17 protein-coding genes and 1 pseudogene are annotated in these 21,595 nt (G+C 73.9%); 11 read left to right on the top strand and 7 right to left on the bottom strand.

The window, feature by feature from the left end; genetic code table 11:
* Positions 1-8 precede the first annotated feature (8 nt).
* Positions 9-614: a dephospho-CoA kinase gene (gene coaE, locus AB0O28_RS05445; RefSeq protein WP_363636572.1), complete on the top strand. Its 606-nt coding sequence runs from the start codon at positions 9-11 to the stop codon at positions 612-614.
* A gap of 159 nt (positions 615-773) precedes the next feature.
* Here the strand turns inward: coaE and AB0O28_RS05440 are convergent, their stop codons facing one another.
* Positions 774-1,796: an aldo/keto reductase gene (locus AB0O28_RS05440; RefSeq protein ID WP_363636570.1), complete on the bottom strand. Its 1,023-nt coding sequence runs from the start codon at positions 1,794-1,796 to the stop codon at positions 774-776.
* A gap of 245 nt (positions 1,797-2,041) precedes the next feature.
* Here AB0O28_RS05440 and AB0O28_RS05435 point away from each other — a divergent pair, with 245 nt between their 5' ends.
* The 3 genes from AB0O28_RS05435 to AB0O28_RS05425 all read left to right on the top strand — a co-directional run bounded on the left by AB0O28_RS05435 (position 2,042) and on the right by AB0O28_RS05425 (position 4,357).
* Positions 2,042-2,881 carry a helix-turn-helix transcriptional regulator gene (locus AB0O28_RS05435; RefSeq protein ID WP_363636568.1) on the top strand — a complete coding sequence of 280 codons (840 nt, stop codon included), beginning with the start codon at positions 2,042-2,044 and terminating at the stop codon, positions 2,879-2,881.
* Between the two features lie 68 nt (positions 2,882-2,949).
* Entirely contained in the window at positions 2,950-3,810 is an 861-nt protein-coding gene (locus AB0O28_RS05430; protein ID WP_363636566.1) for an alpha/beta hydrolase, read from the top strand.
* Positions 3,803-4,357, top strand: coding sequence for a TetR/AcrR family transcriptional regulator (locus AB0O28_RS05425; RefSeq protein WP_363636564.1), 555 nt, complete (start codon positions 3,803-3,805; stop codon positions 4,355-4,357). Before AB0O28_RS05430 ends, AB0O28_RS05425 begins: the two co-directional genes overlap by 8 nt.
* Here AB0O28_RS05425 and AB0O28_RS05420 read toward each other — a convergent pair.
* Entirely contained in the window at positions 4,354-10,272 is a 5,919-nt protein-coding gene (locus AB0O28_RS05420) for a TIR domain-containing protein (protein ID WP_363636562.1), read from the bottom strand. The two genes, AB0O28_RS05425 and AB0O28_RS05420, sit on opposite strands and share 4 nt — an antisense overlap.
* 78 nt (positions 10,273-10,350) lie before the next feature.
* Here AB0O28_RS05420 and AB0O28_RS05415 point away from each other — a divergent pair, with 78 nt between their 5' ends.
* The gene (locus AB0O28_RS05415) at positions 10,351-11,541 is read left to right on the top strand and encodes an SLC13 family permease (RefSeq protein WP_363636560.1); all 1,191 of its coding nucleotides are present in this window, start codon (positions 10,351-10,353) and stop codon (positions 11,539-11,541) included.
* 38 nt (positions 11,542-11,579) lie between these two features.
* Here the strand turns inward: AB0O28_RS05415 and AB0O28_RS05410 are convergent, their stop codons facing one another.
* Positions 11,580-11,966, bottom strand: coding sequence for a helix-turn-helix domain-containing protein (locus AB0O28_RS05410; RefSeq protein ID WP_363636558.1), 387 nt, complete (start codon positions 11,964-11,966; stop codon positions 11,580-11,582).
* 109 nt (positions 11,967-12,075) lie between these two features.
* Between AB0O28_RS05410 and AB0O28_RS05405 the strand changes: the two genes are divergently transcribed.
* From AB0O28_RS05405 to AB0O28_RS05385, 5 genes are all read left to right on the top strand, one after another.
* The gene (locus AB0O28_RS05405; protein ID WP_363636556.1) at positions 12,076-12,921 is read left to right on the top strand and encodes an NAD(P)H-binding protein; all 846 of its coding nucleotides are present in this window, start codon (positions 12,076-12,078) and stop codon (positions 12,919-12,921) included.
* A 133-nt stretch (positions 12,922-13,054) separates the two neighbouring features.
* Entirely contained in the window at positions 13,055-13,666 is a 612-nt protein-coding gene (locus tag AB0O28_RS05400) for a biotin transporter BioY (RefSeq protein ID WP_363636554.1), read from the top strand.
* A gap of 7 nt (positions 13,667-13,673) precedes the next feature.
* Positions 13,674-15,059, top strand: coding sequence for an AMP-binding protein (locus AB0O28_RS05395; RefSeq protein WP_363636552.1), 1,386 nt, complete (start codon positions 13,674-13,676; stop codon positions 15,057-15,059).
* Between the two features lies 1 nt (position 15,060).
* Positions 15,061-16,224: a thiolase family protein gene (locus AB0O28_RS05390; RefSeq protein ID WP_363636550.1), complete on the top strand. Its 1,164-nt coding sequence runs from the start codon at positions 15,061-15,063 to the stop codon at positions 16,222-16,224.
* Positions 16,225-16,899, top strand: a complete 675-nt coding sequence (locus tag AB0O28_RS05385) for an ABC transporter ATP-binding protein (protein WP_363636548.1) — start codon at positions 16,225-16,227, stop codon at positions 16,897-16,899.
* Between the two features lie 13 nt (positions 16,900-16,912).
* Here the strand turns inward: AB0O28_RS05385 and AB0O28_RS05380 are convergent.
* Positions 16,913-18,114: pseudogene (locus AB0O28_RS05380) on the bottom strand (RNA-guided endonuclease TnpB family protein).
* 155 nt (positions 18,115-18,269) lie between these two features.
* Between AB0O28_RS05380 and AB0O28_RS05375 the strand changes: the two are divergent.
* Positions 18,270-18,875 (top strand): energy-coupling factor transporter transmembrane protein EcfT, encoded by a 606-nt coding sequence (locus AB0O28_RS05375; protein ID WP_363636546.1) that lies wholly within the window; start codon positions 18,270-18,272, stop codon positions 18,873-18,875.
* Between the two features lie 33 nt (positions 18,876-18,908).
* Here AB0O28_RS05375 and AB0O28_RS05370 read toward each other — a convergent pair whose 3' ends face one another.
* The 3 genes from AB0O28_RS05370 to AB0O28_RS05360 are packed head-to-tail and all read right to left on the bottom strand — an operon-like array spanning position 18,909 to position 21,411.
* Positions 18,909-19,751 (bottom strand): inositol monophosphatase family protein, encoded by an 843-nt coding sequence (locus tag AB0O28_RS05370; RefSeq protein ID WP_363636544.1) that lies wholly within the window; start codon positions 19,749-19,751, stop codon positions 18,909-18,911.
* A complete protein-coding gene (locus AB0O28_RS05365; protein ID WP_363636542.1) occupies positions 19,724-20,377 on the bottom strand; it encodes a hypothetical protein in 654 nt (217 codons plus the stop codon). Before AB0O28_RS05365 ends, AB0O28_RS05370 begins: the two co-directional genes overlap by 28 nt.
* Positions 20,374-21,411 (bottom strand): hypothetical protein, encoded by a 1,038-nt coding sequence (locus tag AB0O28_RS05360; RefSeq protein ID WP_363636540.1) that lies wholly within the window; start codon positions 21,409-21,411, stop codon positions 20,374-20,376. Before AB0O28_RS05360 ends, AB0O28_RS05365 begins: the two co-directional genes overlap by 4 nt.
* Positions 21,412-21,595: the final 184 nt, after the last annotated feature.

Below are 21,595 nucleotides of genomic sequence, written 5' to 3'. Positions count from 1 at the left end.
TGCGGGACGTGCTGAAGGTTGGGCTCACAGGCGGCATCGGTTCGGGCAAGAGCGAGGTGTCGCGCAGGCTCGCGGCCCTGGGCGCCGTCGTCATCGACGCGGACAAGATCGCCAGGGAGGTCGTGGAGCCGGGCACCCCCGGGCTCGCGGAGATCGTCGAGGCGTTCGGCGAGCACGTGCTCCGCCCGGACGGCACGCTGGACCGGGGACGGCTCGGCGCCGTCGTCTTCGCCGACGCCGAGAAGCTGAAGGTCCTCAACGGCATCGTCCACCCGAAGGTGGGCGAGCGCACTCAGCAGCTCCAGCGGGAGGCCCCGGACGACGCGGTCGTCGTCTACGACGTGCCGCTGCTGGTGGAGAACGACCTGGCCGCGCTCTATGACGTGGTGATCGTCGTGGACACGCCGGACGATGTGCGGCTGGAGCGCCTGCTGCGGTTCCGGCACATGCCGGAGGCGGACGCCCGCGCGCGGATCGTCGCGCAGGCCTCGCGCGAGGACCGGCTGAGGATCGCCGACATCGTGATCAGCAACGAGGGATCCCTGGACGACCTGGACGCCCAGGTCGACAAGATCTGGCAGGACCTGAGCGCCCGGGTCTCCGCAGGAGGCTGACCCGGCTGTCCACGCGCGGGAAGTCGCGCGGCTGTCCACCCCCTTGTGAATCTACAACGTAAAGGACGATGGTCAGGCCGAGCGTGCCGACGCCCCCCACCCTCGCACGCTCCGAGGTACGGCGTGCGGCGGCTGCCGAAGGCGCCGGTGGCGGGGACGTCAGGCGGCGGGGCGTTCGCCGGCGGGGCGGCGGCGGAGATCCGCGCGCTGGAAGGCCGGAGGCACGTGGGCCTGGTCGAGGGTGCCGACGTCGGTGCCGGGCGGGACGATCTCGTCGATCCGGTCGAGGATGTCGTCGGTGAGCGCGACCTCGACACCGGCGAGCAGGTCGTCGAGGTGGCCCATGGTGCGCGGCCCGATGATCGCGCTGGTCACGCAGGGATGAGCGATGGCGAACGCCATGGCGAGGTGGGTCGGCGGCAGACCTGCCTCCTGGGCGAGCGCGATGAACCGCTCGACGGCGTCGAGACGGTGCTCGTCGTTGAGGTGCCTGAGGATGCCGGCGCGGCGGAGTTCGTTCTGCCGCCCCTGGCGGACGCGTCCCGTGAGCAGTCCCTGTCCGAGCGGACCCCACACGAGCGTGCCCATCCCGTAGCGCTGCGCGACCGGCAGCACCTCGCGTTCGATGCCGCGGTTGAGGAGCGAGTAGGGCGGCTGCTCGGCGCGGAACCGCTCCAGACCGCGCCGCTCGGCGATCCACTGGGCTTCGACGATGTCGGAGACGGGCATCGCGGACGTCCCGATCGCGCGGACCTTGCCGCTGCGGATCAGGTCCGAGAGCGCGGAAAGCGTCTCCTCGATGTCCGTTGTGGGGTCCGGCCGGTGGACCTGGTAGAGGTCGATGTGGTCGGTCCGCAGGCGGCGCAGCGAGTTCTCGACCGCGGTCATGATCCAGCGTCGCGAGGCGCCCTGCCGGTTGGGATCGTCACCCATCGGACGGCTGAACTTGGTCGCGAGGACCACGCTGTCACGACGCCCCTCGAGCGCTCTGCCGACGATCTCCTCGGAATCGCCGTAGACGTCGGCGGTGTCGACGACGTTGATCCCCGCGTCCAGCGCCTTGTGGATGATGCGGATCGAGTCGTCCGGGTCGGGGTTGCCGACGGCCGTGGCGAACATCAGTGTGCCGAGCGCATAGGGGCTGACCTTGATACCGGTCCGGCCGAGTGTGCGGTACCGCATGCGAATCACGCCTTCCTTGTCGAAGATGCGGGTCGTTCGTAGTGATGGCGAACCCGCGGAACAGCCGGAGTGCCGGGCGTGGCGCGGCCCCTCTCCGGGGCTCGTCTCGCCGCCCCTCGCGGTGGCCGCCGGTCCGCCGAGCCGGTCTTCAGCGTGGGGCGCCGCGGGCCTCGGCGGGAGAGACGCCCTTATCCGGGGACGGGCGATCCCTGGCTGTGTCCGGAGTCCCGGGGCATGGTGGGGACGTGGACAGAACCGAACTGGCCGACTTCCTGCGCCGCTCCCGTGCCCGGCTCGGCCCCGCCGACGTGGGGTTGTCGCAGGGCGCGCGGCGGCGCACCCCCGGACTGCGCCGCGAGGAGGTGGCGCAGCTGGCAGGCATGTCCACCGACCACTACACGCGGCTGGAGCAGGCCAGGGGCTCGCGCCCGTCCCGCCAGATGCTCGCCGCCGTCGCCCGCGCGCTGCGGCTGACCGGCGACGAACGGGATCATCTGTTCCACCTGGCCGGCGAGGAGCCACCGCGGGACCGGAGGGCCACTGAGCATGTCCGTCCAGGCCTGCTGCTCGTCCTCGACCGGCTGATCGACACCCCCGCCCGGGTGGTGAGCGACCGCGGCAACGTCCTCGCACAGAACGCGATGGACAAGGCGCTTCACGGTGACGTGTCCGCCCTCCCCGAGGCGGAGCACAACGTCGTCTGGCGCTACTTCACGGACCCGTCCGCGCGGGAACTCTTCCCGGCCGAGGACCGTGACCGCGCCGCCCGCACGGCGGTGGCGGATCTGCGCGCCACACTCGCCCGCCGTCCGGACGACGCGCGGCTGGCAGGGCTCGTACGCCGGCTCCGCGCCCGCAGTGAGGAGTTCTCGGCGCTGTGGGACACCCACGACGTCGCCGTGCGCCGCGCCGACGTCAAACGCTTCCTGCATCCGGTCGTCGGCCTGCTGGAGCTGGACTGCGAGGTGCTGCTAAGCCCGGAGCACGACCAGCGGCTGGTCGTCTACACCGCCCGCCCCGGCAGCGAGTCCCACGATCGGCTGGAGCTGCTTCGGGTGGTCGGCCTTCAGGACCTGAGCCACTGAGCGGTCCGCCGGGCCGCGAGCAGGCATCCGTCTTGCGCTTCATGGCTAATAGAATTAGCCTGTAGGCTATGAACATGAGCCTGGAGGGCCGCGTGACCGAGTTCCTGAAGATCGGTGAAGGCGAGATCGCGTACGACGTGACCGGGGAGGGCCCGCTGGTCGTGATGGTCCCCGGCATGGGGATCACCCGGAACACCTACCGATTCCTCGCCCCGGCGCTGGCCGCCGCCGGGTATCGCGTGGCGACCATGGACCTGCGCGGGCACGGCGAGTCGAGCCTCGGCTGGGACTCCTACACCCGCACCGACACCGCCGACGACATCATCGCCCTGATCGTGCACCTGGGCGGGCCCGCCGTCGTCGTCGGGCACTCCTTCGCCGGGGGATCGGCCACCATCGCGGCGGCGCAGCGGCCCGAACTGGTCACCGCCATTGTGGAGATCGGCCCCTTCACCCGCGCACAGAAGCCCGACCTGGGCGGCCTGCTGAGCAACGGCCGCTACCGCAAGGGCATGACGCGGCTGATGGGCGTGGCGCTCCTGCGCAGCATCGGGCTCTGGAAGAGCTACCTCGACCTCGCCTATCCCGGTGTCAAGCCCGCCGACTGGGCGGACTACATGGCCGCCCTGGACAAGGACCTGCGCAGGCCCGGCCGCATGGCCGTGGTGAGCGTGATGGGCGCGTCCGCGCCCACGGACGCCGGCGCCCACCTCGACGGCATCCGGTGTCCGGCCCTGGTGGTGATGGGCACCCGCGACCCCGACTGGGCCGACCCCCGCGCCGAGGCGGACGGGATCGTCGCCGGCATGCCGGCCGGGCTCGGGAAAGTGGTGATGATCGAGGGCGCCGGGCACTACCCGCACGCGCAGTACCCCGACGAGGTCGTCGCCGCGATGCTCGCCTTCCTCGGAGAGCGAGCCCGTGGCTAGGGCGCCGCTGTCCCCGGACGCCGTCGTCGACCTCGCGCTGCGAATCGTGGACGAGGAGGGCCCCGACGCGCTCACCCTGTCCGCGGTCGCCGGGCGGGCGGGCGTCGCCACGCCTTCGCTCTACAAGCACGTACGCAACCTCGCCGAGCTGCGCGTCCTGGTCTCCGGGCGGGTGCTGGGCGAGCTGACGGAGGTCGCGAGCGAGGCCGTGCTCGGCAGGTCCGGTGACGAGGCGCTTCGTGCCCTGATGGACGGCTGGCGCTCCTACGCCGCCCGGCATCCGCACCGCTACTCGGCGCTGATCCAGGCGCCGCAGCCCGAGACGGCCGAGGCGGGCGACCGGCTGGTCGGCATCATGGTCGCCGCGCTGCGGGCGTACGGGCTGGAGGGCTCGGCCGCGATCCACGCGGTCCGCTGCCTGCGCGCCGCCATGCACGGCTTCGCCGTCCTGGAGGCCGCGGGCGCGTTCCAGCTCGCCGAGAACCTCGACGAGAGCCACGCCCTGCTGGCGCACATGGTCCTCTCAGGGCTCCACGCGTCACGCTAGAACGGCTCGTCGAGGGCCAGCCGCCTGACCTCGGGCAGGTATTCGTCCAGCTCGCCGGGCTCGAACCGGCACATGGCGATCACGAACCAGAACTGGCCCGTCACGTCGCCCTCCAGCTTGTACAGCCCGCCGGGCGAGAACGCGGCCCATCCCTCCGGCAGGCCGAGCAGAGTCGCGCGGCGTTCACGCCGCGGGACGTCCCACAGGATCACGACACCGTCGTCTCCGGCGCTGGCGAGCAGGTCACCGGAGGGATGGAACGCGACCGACCAGACGCGGCGGCCGTGCCCGGCGAGGACGCCGACGCGCGCGCCGGAGGCCGGGTCCCACAGATGGACGGCGAGGTCGTCCCCGGCGGTGGCCAGCAGGTCGCCCGACGGGCTGAACTCGGCCGTCCACAGCCGCCCGCCCCCCGCGAGCACGTGCTGGCACTCGCCGGTGGCGACCTCCCACAGGCGGGCCGTCCCGTCGTTGCTCGCGCTCACCAGCAGGTCGCCCGACGGGGAGAAGGCCACCGCGTACACCCGGTCGTCGTGGCCGCTCAGCGTCGCCGCCCACTGGCCGCTCGCCACGTCCCACAGCCGGACGTCGCGGTCGTCGCACCCGGTCGCCACGAGCTCGCCGCCGGGGCTGAAGGCGATCGACCTGACCCGCCCCCGGTGCCCGGTGAGGTTGGCGACCTGCCGTCCGGAGGGGCGATACCACAGCCGGACGCTGTCGTCGTCGTTCGCGGTGGCCAGCAGCTGCCCGTCGGGGCTGAACGCCTCGGCCCACACATGGTCGGTCTCCACGTTGAGCTCGCGCTCGTACGTCCCGGCCACCGGGTTCCACAGGTAGACGCCGCCGTCGTTGCTCGCGGTCGCCAGCAGCGGGCCGGCCGGACTGAAGACGGCCGACACCAGCCGGTCCGCGGTCCCCGTGAGCGACCGCAGGCGCCGTCCCGTGACCGGGTCCCACAACCGTACGTAGCCGTCGTTGCCGCAGGCGGCGAGCATGCCGCCGTCGGCGGAGAAGCGGACCGACGTGATGCGGCGGCCGTGGCCGCGCAGCGTCTGGACGCACTGACCGGTACGCGGGTCCCACAGCCGGGCGGTGCCGTCGTTGCTGCCGGTCGCGAGCTGGCGGCCGTCCGGGCGGAACGCGAACGGCCACACCGAGCCCCGGTGCCCGGTCAGCTCGGCACGCGCCTGACCGGTCCGGTGGTCCCAGAACCGCACGACGCCGTCGCTGTCACCGGTCGCGAGCAGCTCGCCGGTGGGATCGAACAGGACCTGGTAGACGGCGCCGCGATGCCCGGCGAGGCTCCCGGCGGCCGCGCCCGTGACCGGGTCCCACAGGCGTACGGCTCCCTCCGTGTCGCCGGAGGCGAGCAGCAGGCCCTCCGGGTGGAAGGCGAGGGAGTAGATCCGGCCGGGGTGACCGGTCAGCTCGTGCAGCGCGGCCCCGGTGCGGGGATCCCAGATCCGCAGCACGCCCTGGCCGTCTCCGGCGGCCAGACGGGTGCCGTCGGGGCTGACGGCCAGGCGGTAGACGGCTCCGCTGTGGCCCTGGAGGTGGTGGCGCACCTGCCCGGTGGCGAGGTCCCACACGCGGATCGCCCCCGCGCTGTCACCGGTCACCAGCAGCCCCGGGAGGAACACGGCCGTGTAGATCGGGACGGTGTGGCCCGGCAGCTCGCACACGAGCTCCCCGGACGCCCAGACCCGCATGACCCCGTCCGCGCCGCCGGCCGCGATCAGGTCGCCGGAGGTCACCACGGGCCACACGCCCTCGGGATGGCCGGGCAGGACGTGCACCGGCTCTCCGGTGGCCGGATCCCACACCCGGACGGTCCCGTCGCTCGCGCCGGTCACCAGCCCGGCCTCGCCGTAGGCGACCTTGTAGACGCGGCCCCGGTGGCCCTGCAGCGTACGCAGGGCGGACCCGGTGACGCTGTCGCAGATCAGGACGCCGCCGTCCTCTCCGCCGAGGGCGAGCACGCCGCCGTCGGGATGGTAGGCGACCGGCTCGGGCAGGCGGCTGCTTTCGAAGTGGTAGCCGTAGGGCACGCCGACGACGGCGGGGGCCAGTTCGGCGCCGACCCGTCCGTCGTGCGTGCCGGGGACACCCTGCGGGACACCGTCGGTTTCGGGTACGGCGGGCGCCACGGCGGCGCCGCGCAGCTCCGGAGCTCCCCGGGGGACACCGGTGACGTCGATGAGCGCCGCCCGGTCCCAGCGACTGCCCTCGATGACGGCGTCCCGCAGGTCGGCACGGGCGAGCCTGGCCCGGGTGAGGTCGGCCCCGCGCAGGTCGGCGCCGACGAGGACGGCCTCGTCGAGGCGGGCACCGGCCAGGCGGGCGTCCCTGAGCACGGCGTGGGACAGGTCGGCTCCGACGAGCCGGGTGTCGGTCAGGTCGGCGCCGGTGAGGTCCACGCCCTGCAGTTCCCGATAGGACAGGTCCTCGCCGCTGAGCCGGGCTCCGCGCAGGTCGGTCCTGGCCGAGGTGCGCAGCCGGGTGGTCACCTTGATGGCGTTGGCCCGCGCCACGTCGCCCGCCCCGGGGAAGGCGAGCGTGCGGGCCGCCCACGCCTGCAGTCGCGAGGCGTCGGCCAGGTCGCACAGGAAGTCGACGGCCAGCGCCGACAAGGGCCGCAGGCCCAGCCCCGGCACGAGACCGGTGCCGAGCGACTCCGCCAGGTGCCGGGCCACCAGCCATTCCACGACAGAGGCGTGGATGAAGCCGAACAGTCCCTCGTCCGTGCGGACCAGCAGGCTGCCGGCTCCGACGGCGTGCACGGCCTGCTCGGGCGTCAGCCGCGTGTTTCCCTGCGCCCGCCATGTCTCCGCGCCGGGCGGCCCTCCGGGAGACCGCGCGCCGGACCTCGCGGCCGCTTCTCCCGGGGCTCCCGCACCGGACGGACGCGACGTCACCGGCTCGGTCCGCTCCGCCTGCCCGGGCTCAGCCTTCCCGGGGCCCCCGTCCGGCGTGCCCCGGCCGCCGCCCGGTTCGTACGGCACGGGATTGCGGGCGTCGGCGGCCAGGCCGGTGAGCGTGTCGGCGACCTCCGCCAGCTCCGCAGGCCGCAGGTAGGCCTCGCCGGTCTCCCACAGCCGCAGTGCGAGTGTGGTCGCGGCCCGCCACAACTCCTCGCGGGTCAGCCCGCCGGGGGCTCCGGCCACGCCGCGTACGCGCTCCTCCTCGAAGGCCAGCCAGGTGTCGAGGATCTCCTGGTAGAGACCGGCGGCGCTGATCGTCTCCCCGGCCTGGGCGACGGCGCTCAGCCTTTCGGCGGGCAGGTCGGCGATGAAGCTGAGCATGCGGGGGTTGTGCGCCAGGCCGAGCAGGTCGGCGATGCCCGTGAGCAGGGCCATCCGGTCGTCGGCCGCCTGCCGCGAGCCGTACCGGTTGACCAGGTACGCCCGGATCTGCTCCTCGGTGAACTCCTCGATGCTGAGCACCCGGCGATTCGGCAGCAGGCCGACCTTCTCCCCGAGGGCGGTCATCACCTGGCTGCGCGACTTGAAGTGCTGGGTGCGCCCTGCGACGACGATCTTCGCCTTGTCCTCCGCCGCGCGCAGCAGCGTGTCGAGGTGGTCGGCCGCCCGCTCGTACGTCACCCGGGTGACCAGTTCGTCGAAGCCGTCGAACAGCAGCACGATCCGGCCCTGGCGCAGCATGTAGTGGAACGCCTTGAGGTCGATCAGCTCCTCGCCGTGGTTCGCGAGGTGCGCCGCGACCAGCCCGGCGACCGAGTGCGCCTTGTCGAGGGCCCGCAGCTCGATCAGGATCGGCGTGAGGTGCGGCAGCTCGGCGGGGATGCGCCTGGCCACCTCGCGCAGCGAGAACGTCTTGCCCCGGCCGAAGTCGCCGAGCACGAGCACGAACCGTCCGTGGTCGGCCGCGAGCAGCCGCATCAGCTCGTCGGTCAGGTCGTCGCGCACCTCGCCGCCGGCCCGGTCGAGCTCGCGGAACCGCTGAGGCACGTACAGCTCGGGCGGGTAGCGGCGGTCGCCCCGCAGCCTGGCCGTCTGCCCGGCCACGTAGGACGACAGGTCGAGCAGGCCCTGGAACTCGGTGAAGCTGCGCAGCCGCAGCCCGCGGCGCAGGGCGTCGTCGCGTAACGCGCGGGACGGCTGCGGGCCCTGGTAGACCAGCTCGGCGGCGTGCTCCAGCCCCGCGGCGTGGACGTGACCGAGGAACGCCTCGACCCGATCCTGGCTCAGCTCCCCGGCGTGCGCGCCGATCAGGACCTGGCGGACGAACCCGTCCTCGGGGTGGGTGACGAGCAGGCGAGGGGGGCCGCCCGCGACGCGGCGGATCTTGGCCCGCTCGAATCGGGTCTCGCAGACCTCGGCGATCCGGTCCAGCAGCAGGTCGGCCGGGCCGGCGGGCTCCTCGGGCTCCCGCGCCGGATCGGGCACCGGCTCGGGAGCCGCCGCGGCGGGGGGCCGCGGGCGCCAGCCGCGCCAGCCGTACGGCACGACCTCGGGGTCGCCCAGCTCCGGCCTGTCCCGGGTCCACCGGCGCAGCCCCTCGGGGGTGAGCTGGAGGATCTGATGACGGCCCGGGGCGAGCGCGGGCACGCACGGCAGCCCCTCCAGGTCCCAGACCTCCTCAGGACCGCCGCGCCGGGGGTCCCGCCCGTGCACCAGCAGGTCGAGCCGGGAGCCGAGCAGCCGCTCGAGGGTGGCGGAGTCCCGCAGCCCGGGGCGCGGGGGGTGGGCGACGACGCCGATCCGCAGCCAGCCCTCGAACGGCCGCAGCCGCTCGGCGAACCACGCCGCCTGGGCCTCGCCGACGAAGCCGTAATCGTCCTCCTCGCGGTGGCTCATCGCGATCGTGGAGTTGATCCCGGCGACGACGGCGCGCAGCTCGGGCAGCTCGAACAGCGTCCAGGGCTGCGCGCTGTCGAAGGCCGGGCCGTCGAGGCCCTGGTACAGCTCCGCGAACAAGGTGGAGAAGTGCCGCCACTTCGGCCAGTACGGCGGCTGCGGGCGCACGTCGTCGGCCTCGCAGGTCGCGAAGTAGGCCCGGCAGGCCGCCTTGGTGACGTCGCGCGGCCCGGGGACGACGACCAGCCGCCCGGGTTCCAGCCCCAGCAGCACGCGCAGCCCGGTGAGGAACGCCAGCGCCTGCTCGCACTCGCGGATGCTGCCCGACTCGGTGAGGTCGCCGGTCACCATCAGCAGGTCGGGCCGGGGGACCCCCGCGTCGGCGAGGCGGGTCAGGTCGGCCCACACGCTCGCCTGCAGCTCGCCCGCGTCGAGCGGCTCGTCCGCCTCGGCGAGCCCGCGCCCGAACCGGGGCCCGGCGACGTGCAGCACGGTCACCGAGGAGGCGCCGCCCGCGCGCTCGGCCGTCGGGAACGCCGGCTCGGCGGCCGGGGTGCGCCGGGCCCGGGGCACCCGTACGGCGGGGGGCGCGGGGTCGGCGGGCGGCTGGAGGGCATGCGCACCCGGCCCCGCGGGGAAGCGGGGCGGCTCGGCCGGCTTGGCGCGCCCGGCGAGCGCCTGCCGGATCCGGGTCAGCAGCAGCCGCCGCGCCTCGGTGGGGTCGGTCACGCCGAGGAGGTCCACCCACGTGATCGTGGACAGCAGGCCGTCGAGCGGGCAGTCCTCCAGCCGGACCGTCACGAGCTTGTTGGACGGGTTGTCGGGATCGGCGCGCAGCGCCGCCTGCCATTCGAGCCTGCCGTACCGGGAACCCAGGTAGTTGCGGGTGAGCACCGCGACGACCAGGTCGGCCTCGCTGACCCCACGGTCCATGAAGTCGATGAAGTTGGTGCCCGGCACGAAGTCCCACGCCTGCAGCATCGTGCGGTAGCCCGCGGCTTCGAGCTGCCAGGCGATCCACGTCGCCCACCGCTCGTCGGCGGGGGAGTAGCTGACGAAGATCTCGGTCCGCGCGTCCCCCCGCCCGCTGTGCGTCATGAGGCCCAGTATTACCGCTGCCACCGACGGTTTGGAGGGGTTCGATCATCTCGGCGGGCGGCGATATAGGGTGTGCGCGTGGCGACCGGGCTGCGGAGACTGAGCGTTCTCGACTGGATCAGATTCGGGCTGCTCGCGGCGGGGCTGGTCTTCGTGGCCACCGGCCTGCTGCCGGCCGAGGAGGCCAGGGACAGCATCGAGCGCATCGCCCCTCTGCTGTTGTTCCTCGGCGCGGTGATCGTGCTGGCGGAGCTGACCAAGGAGGCGCAGGTCTTCGACGTCATCGCGACCCGCATCGCGATCGGCGGCCGGGGCAGCTACGCCGTTCTCTTCCTGTTCTGTACGGCTTTCGCCTCGCTGGTCACGATCTTCCTGAACCTGGACACCACGGCCGTCCTGCTGACGCCGGTCATGCTGGCCCTGGCGCCGCGTGCGAAGATCGCGCCGCTGCCGCTCGTGATGACCACGGTCTGGCTGGCGAACACCGCGAGCCTGCTGCTGCCGGTCTCCAACCTCACCAACCTGCTCGCCATGGACCGGGTCGCGCTGACCACGCAGGAGTTCGCCGCGCGGATGTGGGCGCCCCAGGTCGTGTCGATCGCGGTGACGATGGCGTTCCTGTGGGCGTTCTACTGGCGGCGCGGCGAGCGGGGCGAGGACCGCTACGTGCCGCCGCCTCCGGTGCCGGTGGCCGACCGGGTGCTGTTCGGCGTCGCGGGGGTGGCGTGCCTGCTGTTCATCGCCGCGCTCCTGGCGGGGGTGAAGATCGAGGTCGCGGCCCTCGTCGCGGCGGTGGCGGTGGTCGGCGCCTTCGCCTGGCGCGACCGCGCCAAGCTCGTGTGGGGCCTCCTCCCATGGCGGCTGCTGGTCTTCGTCGCCGGGCTGTTCCTCGTGGTCCCGACGCTCAGCCGCCTCGGCCTGGCGGACGTGATGCGCGCGCTCGTCGGCGCGGGCGGCGACGGGGACGGCGCCTACCGCGCCGCCGCCGCCGGGGCCGGCCTGTCCAACGTGCTCAACAACCTCCCGGCGTACGTCGCGGGTGAGCAGGTGATCCCCGCGGCGAACCACACCCAGCTGCTGTCGCTGCTCGCGGGCACCAATCTCGGCCCGGTGATCACGCCCTGGGGCTCGCTCGCGACGCTGCTGTGGTTCGAGTGGTGCCGGCGGGGGGACGTGCGGGTGCCGCTGGCCAAGTTCGTCGCCACCGGCGCGGGTCTCGCCGTGACCGGCCTCGCCGCGACGGTGACCGTTCTGGTCCTCACGGCCTGAGCCGCCGCTCCGGCCGGGCGGGCCACGACGCTCGCAGATCACGCCCCCGCGTCGTCGTAGCGTCGCCGTGCCCGTTCGACGTGCTCGAGGTTGGCGGCGCCCCACTCGGCGATCTGGGCGAAGAGGGGGGAGAGAGTGCGGCCGAGCTCGCTGATCTCGTATTCGACGCGCGGCGGCACCTCGGGATGGTACGTGCGGACGACCAGTCCGTCGCGCTCCAGTTGGCGCAGGCGCTGGGTGAGCACCTTGGGGGTGATGTTCTCGATGCGCCGCTCCAGCTCGACGAACCGCTGGCGGCCGAAGGCGTGGAGCGACCAGAGGATGGGCGAGGTCCACCGGCTGAACACGATGTCGACGACCGGGGAGATCGGGCAGGCCAGCTCGGGGTCGGCGGCGGCATCGGGCCGACTCGTCTCGGTCGTCATGGCTCGCGCCCCTCTGAGGTAGTTACTTTCCTCTAGGTACCTACTATACCCAGGGTGTTAGCGTCGCCGTCATCGCGAGAAGCCACAGGGAAATACGCGGGAGTTGATCATGATTGTGGTGACGGGTGCGACCGGGAACGTCGGTCGGTCGCTGATGCGGGCCTTGGCGGAGGCGGGGGAGCGGCTGACGGCGGTGTCGAGGGGGACAGCCCTGGTGAACCTGCCGAGGGGGACCAGGCACGTGCGGGCCGACCTGGCCGCGCCGGAGACCCTGCGGCCCGCCTTCGACGGTGCCGAGGCTCTGTTCCTGCACGACGGCGGCACGGGCGGCGTCGGGCTCGACCCGAGAGCCATCCTGGACGTAGCCCGGACCGCCGGGGTCCGGCGAGTGGTGCTGCTCTCCTCGCAAGGCGTGGTGACCAGGCCGGAGTCGGCGTCGCACGGAGGCGTCATGCGGGCGACCGAGGAAGCGGTGCGCGAGTCGGGCCTGGCCTGGACGATCCTGCGGCCCGGCGTCTTCGCGTCCAACGCCTACGCCTGGGCGGAGTCGGTACGCGCCGAGCGGACGGTCGCCGCGCCGTTCGGTGACGTCGGGATCCCGGTGATCGATCCGGCGGACATCGCGGAGGTCGCGGCCGTGGCCCTGCGCAAGGACGAACACGAGGGTCATGCCTACGAGTTGAACGGGCCGGCGGCCGTCACGCCCCGGCAGCAGGCCGAGGCGATCGGCGCGGCCCTCGGTGAGCCGGTGCGGTTCGTGGAGCTGACCCGGGCCGAGGCGCACGCCTGGATGGCCGCGTCCATACCGGAACCGGCCGTTGAGACCTCGCTGGCCGTCCTCGGCGAGCCCAACGCCGCCGAACTGCGGCTCAGCCCGGACGTCGAGCACGTGCTGGGCCGGGCGCCCCGCTCGTTCGCCGAGTGGGCCCGCCGCAACGCCGAAGCCTTCCGGTAGACAGCGACAAGGTCGCCTCCGGCGCCCCGGTCACGGGGCGGCCGGCCGCTATGGGCGCCGCTGAGAACGACACGGCGAAATGTTGTCGGAATCCTCATTCGCCGTGCGGAGGGTCTTGGTATGGGATCGATCCGTGACTGACGAACAGAGCACGCCGCGGAGGCGCTTCCCCGCGGCGGACATCGCCAGAGTCAGCGTCTTCGCCGCGCTGATCGCCGTGCTCGGCCTGCCGGGGGCGCTGAACATCTTCGGCGACGCGGTGCCGATCACGTTGCAGACACTCGGTGTCATGCTGGCGGGGGTGATCCTGGGGACGTGGCGGTCCGCCCTCGCCGTGGTGGTCCTGCTCGTGCTGGTCGCCGCGGGGCTTCCGCTGCTGGCCGGCGGCCGCGGCGGGCTCGGCGTCTTCACCGGTCCCTCGGCCGGTTTCCTGATCGGCTGGCTTCCCGGCGCGGCCCTGACCGGATGGATCGTCGAACGCGGCGGCCGCGCGCCGGGCACGGTGCGGCTGGTGACCGCCTGCCTCGCCGGCGGCGTCGGTGTGGTCTACCTGTTCGGCATCCCCGTGCAGGCACTGGTCACCGGGCTGTCCCTGGGCGAGACCGCGCTGATCAGCGCCACCTTCCTGCCGGGCGACCTGGCCAAGGCGGTGCTGGCGTCGATGGTGGCGCGGGGCACTCAGCGGGCCTACCCCGACGCGGTCCCGGCGGTGCACCGCGAGCGGCTGAAGGCCGGCGGGCGGTGAGCCGCCCGTGCCGGTAGCCGCGCAGGTCCTGCGGCACGCCGCCGTCCGCCCGCACCGGATCGCGGTGTCCGGGCCCGGGGGCGACCTGAGCTACGCGGAGCTCGCGGCCCGGGCCGGCCGCGCCGCCCGCCGGCTCGCCGACGAGGGCATCGGCTGCGGCGCGCTCGTCGCGGCCGGCCAGGCCGATCCGGTGGCCCTGCTCGTCGCCGTGCTCGCCGCCGACCTCGCGGGGGCCACGCCGCTGCTGTGCGACCACGCCTGGAGCGAGGAACGGCGGGCGCAGGTCATGGCCGCGGTGCCGGTCGCCGCCCGCTTCGACGTCCCGCTGCCGGAGGCGGACGGCCCGCCCGTACGGCACCGCCCGGCGCCGGGCGACCTGACCTGGGCCTGCTTCAGCTCGGGCAGCACCGGCAGGCCCCGTGCCGTGGTGCGCACCCGCGCCTCCTGGACCGGATCGTTCGCGCACCTGGACACGCTGACCGGGATCGGACCCGACGACGTCGTGCTGATCCCCGGCCCGCTGGTCTCCTCCCTGTACGGCTTCGCGGCCGTGCACGCGCTGGCGGCGGGCGCGACCGCCGTGGTCCCCGGCCGGTGGTCGCCGGGCGCGCTGGCCGGGCAGGTGCGGCGGGCCACCGTGGTCCACGTGGTGCCCCACCGGCTGCCCGCCGTGCTCGACGCCCTAGAAGACGACGGCGGCGAGGCCGGAGGCCGGGCGCGTACGGCCGTGGTCGGCGGGGCGGCCCTGGACGCCGGAGCCCGCACCCGGGCCGCCGCGGCCGGAGTGCGTGTGGTGTCCTATTACGGCGCCACTGAGCTGTCGTTCGTCGCACTGGACGCCGACGGCGCCGGGCTGCGGCCCTTCCCGGGCGTCGAGATCGACGTCAGGGTGCCGCCCGGGCAGACACTGGGCGAGGTGTGGGTGCGCTCACCCTGGCTCTGCGAGGGCTACCTCGCCGGTGCCACCGGCCCGCTGCGGCGGGACGACGGCGGCTGGATGACGGTCGGCGACCTGGCGGAGCCGCACCGGCCCGGCGAGGTCCTGCGGCTGCGCGGCCGGGGCGACGGCGCGATCCAGACCGGCGGCGCCACGGTGGTCCCCGAGGACGTCGAGGAGGTGCTCAGGAAGGTGCCGGGGGTGGACGACGTGGTCGTGGTCGGCACGCCGCACGCGCACCTGGGCGCCGTGGTCACCGCGGTCGTCGAGGGGGAGGGCGTCACGAGGGCCGGGCTGGAGTCGGTGGCGCGCGCGGAGCTCGACCCGGCGCAGCGGCCCCGGCGCTGGTACGCGGCCCGCTCCCTGCCCCGGACTCCCACGGGGAAGCCGGCCCGCGGCCTCGTCGCCGCCCGCCTCGCCGCCGGCGGCGACCCCGGCCTGCGAAGGCTCGGCTGAGATGGGCGAGCACGCGGTCGTCGTCGCCGCCCGCCGCACCCCTGTCGGCACGGCCGGTCACGCGTTCCGGACGATGACGGCCGAGCGGCTCGCCGCGCCCGTCATCGAGGCGGTCACCCGCGACGTGGCGCCCCTCGGCGTCCCGGTGGACGACGTGGTGCTGGGCAACTGCACGGGACCCGGGGGCAACCTCGCCCGGGTCTGCGCGCTGGCCGCCGGGATGGGGCACGAGGTGCCCGGCGTCACCGTCGACCGGCAGTGCGGCAGCGGCCTCGCCGCGATCCTGCTGGCCGCCCAGGCGGTGCGCAGCGGCGACGCGGACCTGGTCGTGGCCGGGGGCGTCGAGAGCGCCTCGACCGCGCCGCTGCGGCTCGACCGGCGCGGGGACGGACCGGGCGTGCCGTACGAGCGGGCGCCGTTCGCCCCGCAGGGGCACCCCGACCCCGACATGGGCCCGGCCGCCGAGGCGCTCGCCGCCGCGCGCGGCGTGACCCGCGAACGCCAGGACGCGTACGCCCGCCGGAGCCACGCGCGGGCGCTGGCCGCCCGGGAGGCGGGCCGGTTCACGCGCGAGATCGTGCCGATCGGCGGCCGGACGGACGACCAGCGCCCGCGCGTGCTGCGGCCGGAGTCGCTGGCCCGGCTGCCCGCCGCGTTCGTGCCGGGCGGTACGGTGACGGCCGGCAACTCCTCCCCGGTGAGCGACGGGGCCGCGGCCGTCGCGGTCGTGCCCGAGCGGCTGCGCGCGGCGGCCGGCCTGCCCGGTCTGCGCCTGCTGGCCGGCGCCGTCGCCGGCTGCGACCCCGCGCTCCCCGGGTGGGGACCGGTGCCCGCCGTACGGCGCGTGCTGCGGCGGGCCGGAGCGGACCTGGAGAGGGTGGCGGCGGTGGAGATCGTGGAGGCGTTCGCGGCACAGGTGCTCGCGGTCACCGACGCGCTCGGTCTCGACCCCCTCGGCGCGGACACCGATCGGGTGTGCGCCGACGGCGGCGCGCTCGCCCTCGGCCACCCCTGGGGCGCGAGCGGCGCGGTGGTGGTGACCCGGCTGTTCAGCCGGCTCCTCGGCGCCGGGGACGGGGCCGGGGCGCCACCGGGGACGCTGGGCCTGGCGGCGGTCGCGGTCGGCGGCGGACTCGGGATCGCCGCCCTTTTCGAGGTGGTGTGAGTGATCCGGCTGCAGGATGTCCATGTGCGGCTCGGGCAGCGTGAAGTGCTGCGCGGCGTGACCGCCTCGCTCACCGAGCGCCGCGTGGGCGTGGTCGGGGCCAACGGGTCGGGCAAGAGCACGCTTGCCCGCCTCGTCAACGGCCTGGTCCTGCCGTCCTCGGGCACCGTCACGGTGTCGGGGCTCGACACCCGCCGCGACGCGGCCCGCATCAGGCGCGGCGTGGGGTTCGTGTTCACCGACCCGGACGCGCAGATCGTGATGCCCACGGTGGCCGAGGACGTCGCCTTCTCGCTGCGCCGCAAGAGACTGGCGCGCGGGGAGATCGAGCGCCGGGTGCGGGAGGTCCTGGAGCGGTACGGCCTGGCGGAGCACGCCGATCACCCCGCCCATCACCTGTCCGGAGGCCAGAAGCAACTGCTCGCCCTCTGCTCGGTCCTGGTGCTCGAACCCGAGATCCTGGTCATGGACGAGCCCACCACGCTGCTCGACCTGCGCCACTCCCGGCAGGTCGCCGCGCTGCTCCGGGCTCTTCCGCAGCAGGTGGTCGTGGTGACCCACGACCTCCCGCTGCTGGAGGACTTCGACCGCGTGCTCGTGATCGACGAGGGGCGAGTCGTCGCCGACGCCGAGCCCGCCGCCGCGATCGGCCACTACAGGAAGATGATGGCTTGACTTCCTCCGCCGCCTAAAGGCGGGGGATTCCCACCCTCACGGGCTGGGCTTCCTGCTTCACCGCCGACCGCCGAAGGGAGGACCCTTGCGGACTCACGTCAGCTCCACAGGCGGACACCGCTCGACCAGCGGCCAGGATGTTCTTCGCGGCGTTCACGTCCCGGTCATGCCGGGTGCCGCAGGACGGGCACTGCCACGTCCGAGTGCCGAGCGAGAGCTGAGCGAGCAGGTGCCCGCACGCACTGCACGTCTTCGAGCTGGGATACCAGCGGTCGATCACGACCAGGCGCCGCCCGTATCGCTGGGTCTTGTACTCCAGCTGGCGGCGGAACTCCCCCCACCCGCAGTCGGAGATCGCCCTGGCCAGGCTGCGGTTGCGGACCATGCCGCGCACGTTGAGGTCCTCGATCACGATCAGGTCGTGGTCGCGGACCAGCCGCGTGCTGGTGCGGTGCAGGAAGTCGGCGCGGGCGTCCCGCACCTTGGTGTGGGTGCGGGCGACCTTCGCCTTGGCCTTGGCCCGGTTCGCGCTGCCGCGCTGCTTGCGGGCCATCCTGCGCTGGTAGCGGGCCAGGTTGCGCGCCTTGCGCTCCAGGTGGCGCGGGTTGGGGATCTTCTCACCGGTGGACAGGACGGCGAAGTCGCTCACGCCGAGGTCGATCCCTGCTTCATCGCCGGTGGCAGGCAGCGGCTCAGGTCCGGTCGCGGTCTCCGCGGCCAGGGAGGCGTACCAGCGGCCGTCGGGTTCGCGGGAGACGGTCACCGTGGTCGGGGTGATCGTGGCGGGGTCGATCTCGGGCCAGGACCACACGAACGCGATCGGGCCGTCCATCTTCGCCAGGTGCAGTCGCCCGTCGCGCCAGCGGAACGCCGACCGGGTGTAGGTCGCTGATTGCCTGCCATGCCGCGACTTGAACCGCGGATAGCGGGAGCGGCCGGCGAAGAAGTTCACGAACGCCGTGTGCTGGTGCCGCAACGCCTGCTGCAACGGGACGCTGGAGACCTCGTACAGGAAGTCATGGCCGCCGTCGCGTTTCAGCTCGGTCAGATACCGGTCGGTCTGCGCATAGGAGGTGTCACGCCCTCGGCGCGGTAGCGGGCCTGCCGCCACGCCAGGACCATGTTCCAGACCAGGCGTACGCAACCGAACGTGCGGTTCAGCACCGCGGCTTGTTCGGCGGCGGGGTAGACCCGCACCTTGTAAGCCGTACGCATGTTCGCATTTCACAGGCGCTTTGCCTGACCGGTCAGCGAAAGGAGCAAATCATGAGCGCTTCGCGCTCTGGGTTGTCCCGGCTCCGCCGGGCCACCCCTTGCGGGGTCCGGATTCCTCCCGGCCCTGAAGGACCGGGCTTCCTCCGGAGGTCTCGGTGAGCGGGCTCACCGGCGCCTACGTGCCCGGCGGATCGCTTCTGCACCGGCTGCCCGCCGGGGCCAAGCTCGCCGGGCTCGCCCTGTCCTGCACCGCGCTTCTGCTGCTGCGCTCGCCCGCGACGCTGGCGGGCGCCGCGGCCGTCGTGGTGCTCCTGTACGCCCGCTCCGGGGTCGGGCTCTCCGCCGCCTGGGCTCAGGTGCGGCCCGTCCGCTGGTTCGCCGTGGCCCTGTTCGGCCTGCAGCTGGTGTTCGCGGACCTGTCCACGGCGGCGTCCTCCACGCTCCGCGTCGTGCTCGCCGTCGCCCTGGCCGGGCTGGTCACGCTCACGACGCGCACCAGCGCGCTCATGGCCTGCCTGGAGCGCTGCCTCGCCCCCGTCAGGTTCGCCGGCCTCGATCCGTTCCGCGTGTCGCTGCTGCTGTCGCTCACGCTGCGCAGCGTGCCGGTGATCGCGGATCTGGTCGCCCGGGTGCGGGAGGCCCAGCGCGCCAGGGGGGTCGAGCGGAGCCCGCGCGCCTTCGCCGTCCCGCTGGTGGTGGGCGCGCTGCGGCACGCCGACGCGCTGGGCGAGGCGCTCGCCGCGCGCGGCCTCGACGACTGAAGCGCCTGACGCGCTCCCAAAGCGGCGGCAGGTTCAGAGCGGCGGCAGGGCGGGCGCGAGGCGGCCGGCCTCGGCGACCAGGTCGAGCAGGTCCCCGACCAGGGCGGGCGGCGCGGCGACGAAGCTGCGGTCCTCCGGCGGGCCCTCGGCGGACGCCTCGAAAGGACCGCCGTCGAGCCGCCGGATCTCCACCCCGGCCTCGCGCGCGATCAGGGCACCGGCGGGCAGGTCGAGCCCCTCCGCGCAGTAGCCGATCATGCCGTCGATGTCGCCGCGGGCGAGCATCGCCCAGCACAGCAGCGGCGCCCAGAGCTGAAGCACCCGCCGGGCGCGGGCGTCCATCGTCATCTTCAGCGACCGTGCCGCCGGATCCCGCCGGGAGACCCCGTGGCCCTGCGTCCAGGCGAGCACCGGGCCGTGCGGCAGGTCACGACGGGGCGGCCCGGTCAGCGGCCCCGCAGGACCGAGGGCCCCGGCGCCCGTGACGGCCGACCAGGTGTGACCGGAGAGCGGCTCGTGGACCACCCCGAGCACCGGGCGGCCGCCCTCGCACAGCGCCAGGCCCACAACGTAGGCCGGAAGGCCGATCGCCACGTTGTTCGTGCCGTCGAGGGGGTCGACGAGCCACGTCCACCCGCCGACCGGGGATTCGCCGCCGTGGACGCCCGACTCCTCGGCCACGATCCGATGGGAGGGGAAGTCGGCCCGGATGCGGTCCAGGATCAGCTTCTCCGCGGCCAGGTCGAGGTCGGTGACGACGTCGCCCGCCCCGCCCTTGTCGTGGACGGCGACCGCCCCCGGCGCGCTCTCGCGCAGCACGGCCCCGGCGGACAGGGCGGCCTCGACGGCTACCCGTCTGGCGTGTTCGAGGTCCACAGGCTTCTCCTGGCCAGTTCGGCGGCACGTGCGGTCTCGGCGTCGTCGAGGCGTTCCCGCCTGACGTGGTGGAGGGGCGTGGCGAGCGGCCCGAGCGAGAGGTCGCCCAGGCCCGGCCTGCCGCGGCCGAGCGCCACGGTCGCGGCCTCGCCGTCCTCCGGGATGACGCTGCTGTGGAAGGCGCCCGCGACGAGTGTGTAGGTGTCCCCGGGGCCGAACAGCTCGGCGCGCCCGGGCGCGTACGCGACGGTCCTCGGGGTGGGGCGGATGACGTCACCCGAAGGGGTGCTGACCACCTCGAAGACGCGGTGCGTGGGGGAGCGGGTGGTGTCGGTCACCACGGCGTGGACGTTGCGCACCTGACCGTAGAGGACGTGACTGACCAGGTCCCAGCTGTGGCAGTGGACCTGGGAGGTGGTGCTGCGGGCGCGCCGCGCCGAGGCGGTCCAGACGTGCACGCACACGCCGAGGTCTCCCTCACGGACCAGCGGCAGGCAGAGGAACCCCAGCGGGTGCCGCACGGCCCGCACGCCCGAGCCGCCCTCCGCGATCCCGCCGAGCACGCCGAGGGCCCACTCGCGGGCGCTTCCGCCGGCGAGCACGTCGAGCACGTCCTGATATCTCATGGCGCGTACGGATCCTTGGCGCGCAACGCCTTACGGGTGACCTCGACCACGTCGCGGTCGGTGAACGACTTGGGCAGCGGGAGGTCGACGCGCTCGAACAGCCTCCGGACCTCCTCGACGGTCGGCTCGTCGCTCAGCGGCACCGAGCGGTAGCGGTCGACCGGCACGCGACGGGCCTGCTCGAAGCTCGTGCGCAGCTCGGTGCCGCAGCTCTCGTAGAAGAACGAGCCGCTGAAGGCGATGATGGCCCGGTTGGGGTCTTCGGACGTCATGATCAGGGCGTGGCCCGACATGTCCCAACGGAAGGTCGTCATGACCGGTGAGAGTCCCACCGCGATGTCGAGCAGGCCGTACCGCTGGCGGTACCAGAACGCGGCCAGGACGCTCGCGTACGACTCCTTCCTGGCCCGGTCGGTCGTCCACACCTCGCCGGTGCCGTCCGGGCGGTCCGACAGCGACCTGCGGTAGTGCGCGTAGCTCTCGCACACCGCCTCGTCCGTCGGGTCGATGATCTCCAGGCGGACCGTGAGGTGACGCTTCTCCCGCCGCGCGGCGGCCACGCACTCGGGCAGCGTGACCGCGCGCATGTAGGTGCCGGTGCCGCCCTTGAACGTCCAGCGGTCGGTGCCCCGCCGCGCGTCCGCGTGCGCCTGCGCGATCTCGTGCTGACTGCCCAGGATGCGGATGACCGCCATGTCCTCCAGGGCCCGGCGGGTGCCCGCGACCAGGTCCTCCAGCTCGTCGAGCCGGTCCAGGCGCTCGGGCAGCCGCGTGAGGACGCCCGAGGTCGCGTGCATGGCCTCCTCGACGGGCTCCTGCCGGACCCGGTCGCGCAGCAGCGCGGTCGCGACCAGGGCCAGGACGACCAGCGTGGTGCCGCTGACGAGCTGCGACTTCACCTTCTCGGGAATCACCTCATCGGGCAGCACGCCGAGCACGCCCACGGCCACGGCCAGCACGAGGGCGATGGCGCCGTCGATGTTCTTGGCCGCCCACGTGAGCGACTGGCCGACGGCACTTCGCAACCCCGCCATAGGTCAGCCCCGCCATCCCGTCAGTGTCGGCCCCGGCTCGAATCGTAACGACAGGGTCATGGTTCGGCCAAGATCCCGCCGGGTGACGTGCGACTGTCCCGGGGAACCGGGCGGGGCGGGGCACGGGGACCGGAATTGTCGGTGACCGCGCGTAGGTTATGGAGGTGAACCGGAGCGGGCGCGC

The sequence above is a fragment of the Microbispora sp. NPDC088329 genome, assembly GCF_040685655.1.
Classification (GTDB): domain Bacteria; phylum Actinomycetota; class Actinomycetes; order Streptosporangiales; family Streptosporangiaceae; genus Microbispora.
Note: the sequence above shows the minus strand (reverse complement) of the source record. Positions and strands in the feature narration are given on the sequence as shown.